This window comes from Stenotrophomonas maltophilia group sp. Smal17, from assembly GCF_030237045.1.
Classification (GTDB): domain Bacteria; phylum Pseudomonadota; class Gammaproteobacteria; order Xanthomonadales; family Xanthomonadaceae; genus Stenotrophomonas; species Stenotrophomonas forensis.
In genome coordinates this window covers 10,197-14,903 of the sequence record NZ_JASJSU010000102.1, presented here as the reverse complement: position 1 = coordinate 14,903, position 4,707 = coordinate 10,197, and the positions used below count along the sequence as shown (strand labels likewise).

General features: G+C 66.7%; 3 protein-coding genes and 2 tRNA genes. 2 read left to right on the top strand and 3 right to left on the bottom strand.

The window, feature by feature from the left end; genetic code table 11:
• Positions 1-257: 257 nt before the first annotated feature.
• The 3 genes from rlmB to rnr form a co-directional block, all read right to left on the bottom strand.
• Positions 258-1,001 (bottom strand): 23S rRNA (guanosine(2251)-2'-O)-methyltransferase RlmB, encoded by a 744-nt coding sequence (gene rlmB, locus QRO93_RS18750; RefSeq protein WP_008265272.1) that lies wholly within the window; start codon positions 999-1,001, stop codon positions 258-260.
• 106 nt (positions 1,002-1,107) lie between these two features.
• Positions 1,108-1,590 (bottom strand): GFA family protein, encoded by a 483-nt coding sequence (locus tag QRO93_RS18745; RefSeq protein ID WP_053449235.1) that lies wholly within the window; start codon positions 1,588-1,590, stop codon positions 1,108-1,110.
• 83 nt (positions 1,591-1,673) lie between these two features.
• Positions 1,674-4,133 carry a ribonuclease R gene (gene rnr, locus QRO93_RS18740; protein WP_274512366.1) on the bottom strand — a complete coding sequence of 820 codons (2,460 nt, stop codon included), beginning with the start codon at positions 4,131-4,133 and terminating at the stop codon, positions 1,674-1,676.
• Positions 4,134-4,261: 128 nt separating this feature from the next.
• Between rnr and QRO93_RS18735 the strand changes: the two genes are divergently transcribed.
• Together QRO93_RS18735 and QRO93_RS18730 are read left to right on the top strand one after the other, a co-directional pair.
• Positions 4,262-4,346, top strand: a tRNA-Leu gene (locus QRO93_RS18735).
• Positions 4,347-4,500: 154 nt separating this feature from the next.
• Positions 4,501-4,585, top strand: a tRNA-Leu gene (locus QRO93_RS18730).
• Positions 4,586-4,707: the final 122 nt, after the last annotated feature.

The following is a 4,707-nucleotide window of genomic DNA, read 5'->3' as shown; positions in this document are numbered from 1 at the left end:
ACCCATGGGGGCTTGGTCGCCGCATCCATGCGGCTCACACCCCTGCCACCGGACCCACCCCGCCCTTGACCGTTTCCCGCGGCTGTCGGAATGGCGTCATACACCGCCTTGGTAGGTGTCGACCTTGGTCGACACGGTAGCGCCGGGCCATGCCCGGTGAGCCCGCAGCGCCGCACGAAAAAGGAGCACAAAAAAGGGTCAGAGCCCCCTCCTGCGGAGAGGGATCTGACCCCCGATCAATCATCCAGCAGTGCCGATCAACCGCGCTGGCGCACGGCCTCGAACAGGCTGACGCCGGCGGCGACGGAGACGTTCAGGCTCTCGATCTCGCCCGGCATCGGGATCTTGACCAGGCCATCGCAGTTCTCGCGGGTCAGGCGGCGCAGGCCATCGGCTTCGCCGCCCAGCACCAGCGCGATGTTGCCCTTCAGGTCCAGTTGGTACAGCGAAGCGGTCGCTTCACCGGCCAGGCCGTAGATCCACACGCCCTGCTTCTGCAGGTCCTTCAGGCAGCGCGACAGGTTGGTCACCGCCACCACCGGAATGCGGTCGGCGGCACCGGCCGAGGTCTTGCGCACGGTGGCGTTGACCGTGGCCGACTTGTCCTTGGGAATGATCACCGCCGTGGCACCGGCGGCGGCGGCCGAGCGCAGGCAGGCGCCGAGGTTGTGCGGGTCCTGCACCTCGTCCAGCACCAGCAGCAGGGCCTTGCCCTCGGCCGCGGTAACCAGGCCTTCCAGCTCGTTCTCGCTGTAGGTACGGGCGGCGGCATAACGCGCGGCCACACCCTGGTGGCGCACCGAACCGCCCACGCCATCCAGCGCCTGGGCGTTCACCTTGCGCACGTCGATACCCTTGCGGCGGGCGTTTTCCTCGATTTCGGTCAGGCGCGGATTCTTCGCACCGGCCTCGACCAGCACTTCGCGGACGTTCTCGGCGTCGTTCTCGATGGAGGAGGCGACGGCGTTGACGCCGACGATCCACTGGCTGTTCTTGCTCATGCGGGCGGGGACCGGAAAGGGGGTGGCTATGGTAGAGCATCGGCGGGCCGGGCGCTGCGGCGGCGGCCACCCGCCAGCCGAGCGTGGGCCCGGCTCTACAGGTGGGTCATCGACTGCGCGGCGGCCAGTGCGGGGTGTCGTGGTCGGGGTGCTGGTGGGACACGATCGTGGCCAGGAACGCCAGCGACGCGACGTCGTCCTCGGTGCGCCGCGCCGGCAGGCCGCCCAGCGCATCGACGAACGGCAGCTTGCGCTCCACTCCGTACTGGATCGTCGGCGGCAGGCGCTCGGGCTGGTCGAAGGCGCCGGCAGCGATTGCCACGCCGTCCGGCGCCTCGTAGGTCAGCGGGGTGCCACAGTCGGCACAGAACCCCCGCCGGACCACGTTGGACGACTGGAAGTAACGCGGCTGGCCGCGGGTCCAGCTGAACTGCACGCCGCGCACCGACACCAGCGGCGCGTAGTAGGCACCGAAGGCCTTCTGGCACATCCGGCAATGGCAGATCGAGCTGTCGGTCAGCGCGCCGCGCGCCTGGAAGCGGATCGCGCCGCACTGGCAGCCGCCGCTGTACTCGGGTTGGCCCTGCATGGTGCGTTCCTCCGCAAAATCGTGTCGACCAAGGTCGACACCTACCGGGTGAGGTGGGTGCCGACCGTTGGTCGGCACGCCTTTCAATACTGCTTCTTGGTGCGCTTGGCCGGCTTGCCCCGCTCGGGCAGCGGCGGCAGCCCGTCGCCCTCGTCCTCGCCCTTGTGCTCGACCAGGCGGAAGTCGATCTTGCGTTCTTCCATGCTGGCCTTCAGCACCAGGATGCGCACGCGGTCGCCCAGCCGGTAACTGCTGCCACGGCGTTCGCCGGTCAGCGTCTTGCGGGTGGCGTCGAACTTGTAATAGTCCTGCGGCAGCTGGGTGACATGCACCAGGCCCTGCACCTTCGACTCGTCCAGTTCCACGAACAGGCCGAAGCTGGTCACGCCGCTGATCACGCCGTCGAACTGCCCGCCGACGTGCTTTTCCATCCACGCCGCGCGGTAACGCTCGTCGACCTCGCGCTCGGCCTCATCGGCGCGACGCTCACGCTCGGAACACTGCAGCGCCAACGCGGCCATTTCGCGCGCGTTGTAGGTGAACTTGTCCAGCGGCTTGCCGGACAGCGCGTGCTTGATCGCGCGATGCACCAGCAGATCGGGGTAGCGGCGGATCGGCGAAGTGAAGTGCGCGTACGCCTCCAGCGCCAGGCCGAAGTGGCCGTGGTTGTCCGGGCTGTAGATCGCCAGGCTCTGGCTGCGCAGCAGCACCGATTCCAGCAGCGTGGCATCGGGGCGGTCGCGGATCTTCTTCAGCAGCTTGGTGTAGTCGCCGGGGCGCACCTTCGACCACGGCGGCAGGCTCAGCTTGAACTCCTTGAGGAATTCCAGCAGGTCGGCGTACTTGGTTTCCGGTGGCTTCTCGTGGATGCGGTACGGGGCCGGCACGTGGCGCGACAGCAGGTACTTGGCCGCCTCGACGTTGGCCGCGATCATGCATTCCTCGATCAGCTTGTGCGCGTCGTTGCGCACCAGCATGCCGGCCTGGGTCACTTCGCCGCGGTTGTCCAGCACGAAACGCACTTCGCTGCTTTCGAACTCGATGGCACCGCGCTTGGCGCGCGCCTTCGACAGCACTTTGTACAGCTGGTGCAGGCGCTGCACCTGCGGCAGCAGATCGCCCATCCAGGCCTTGGTATCGGCATCATCCTCGCCCACCGCCTTCCACACCTGGGTGTAGGTCAGCCGCGCGTGCGAGTTCATCACCGCTTCGTAGAAGCGCGAATGGGTGACCAGGCCGTCGCGGTCGATCTGCATGTCGCAGACGAAGCACATGCGGTCGACCTTGGGCATCAGCGAGCAGATGCCGTTGGAGAGGGTCTCCGGCAGCATCGGCACCACGAAGCCCGGGAAGTACACCGAGGTCGCGCGCTTCTGCGCCTCCTCGTCCAGCGGCGTGCCGGGGCGCACGTAGTTGGAGACGTCGGCGATCGCCACCACCAGGCGGAAACCATCGGCATTCGGTTCGCAGTACACCGCGTCGTCGAAGTCCTTGGCATCCTCGCCGTCGATGGTGACCAGTGGCGTACTGCGCAGATCGACGCGGTCGCCGATCATCGACGGCTCGACTACCAGTGGTACCGACGCAGCTTCGTCCAGTACTTCCTGCGGGAACTCGAACGGCAGTTCGTGGCCGTGGATGGCGGTCTCCACCACCAGCGAGGCGGTCAGCTTGTCGCCGAGCACGGCGATGATGCGGCCGATCGGCGGGCGGCGGCTGTCCGGTGCCTGGGTCAGTTCGCAGACCACCAGCTGGCCGTCGCGCGCGCCACCGGTCTGGTCCGGCGGCACCTGCACGTTGCGCTGCACGCGCTTGTCGTCGGGCACCACGTAGTTGATGCCCATCTCGACGCTGAAGCGGCCAATCAGGCGGGTCATGCCACGTTCCAGCACGCGGGCGATGCTGCCCTCGCGGCGGCCGCGATGGTCGATGCCGGTCACGCGCGCGAGCACCTTGTCGCCGTGCATCACCTTGCGCATTTCATACGGCGGCAGGAACAGGTCGTCGCCGCCTTCGACCGGGCGCAGGAAGCCGAACCCTTCCGGGTTGGCGATCACCACGCCGGTGACCAGGTTCAGGGTCTGGATCGGGGCGAAGCCACCGCGCCGGTTCTGTACCAGCTGGCCGTCGCGGACCATGGCGCCGAGCCGGCGCGACAGCGCTTCGGCCCGGTCCGGCGCACCCAGGCCCAGGCGTGCGCCCAGTTCTTCGGCGGTCTGCGGCCCTTCGCAACGCTCCAGCAGGGCCAGGATGGCCTCGCGGCTGGCGATGGGTTGTTCGTACTTTTCTGCCTCGCGGGCGGCATAGGGATCGTCGATCACCTTGCCGGTCGGCGGCAGCTTGCGGCCCGGAGCCGGGCCCGGTGCATCATCACCGTGGCGCTTGCGGCCACGCGGCGGCGCGCCGCCTTCGTTCAATTCGGGGAACCAGCCCGGCAGCGGCTTGCCCGGCTTGGTGGTGCGGGCCGCGCCCGCCTTGGCGCCCTTCTTCGGGGCCTGGCTGCGGGACTTGCTCCCGCCCTTGCTTGGTTTTTTGGTAGTCATCGCCCTACATGGTAGCCGGTGACGGCGTGCAGAACGGGTCAGTGGCCGCCTTGAAGGCACTGCGTGAAAAAATTGCAGGAAGTCGTTGACAGCCTGCGGATTCATCTTCACAATTGCGCCTCTGGAACGCCCAGGTGGCGGAATTGGTAGACGCACTAGTTTCAGGTACTAGCGGGTAAAACCGTGGAGGTTCGAGTCCTCTCCTGGGCACCAACGAAAAAACTCCTCGCTCTGGCGGGGATTTTTTTTGCCTGCTGCATGGCGATGGATCCTGATTCCTGATCGACAGGCGTGGTCGGGAATCCAGAATGGCTTCACCAGGGTGTTGACACCCCCGTAACAACACCCCATAATCTCGCTCCTCGACGCCCAGGTGGCGGAATTGGTAGACGCACTAGTTTCAGGTACTAGCGGGTAAAACCGTGGAGGTTCGAGTCCTCTCCTGGGCACCATGTCGAGAATGAGAAAAACCCGCGAGAGCGGGTTTTTTCATGTCCGGAATCCGGGCCTTCGTAGCGTCGAGCCATTGTAGAGTCGAGCCATGCTCGACTCCGGCCTTGGAACAGCAGTCGAG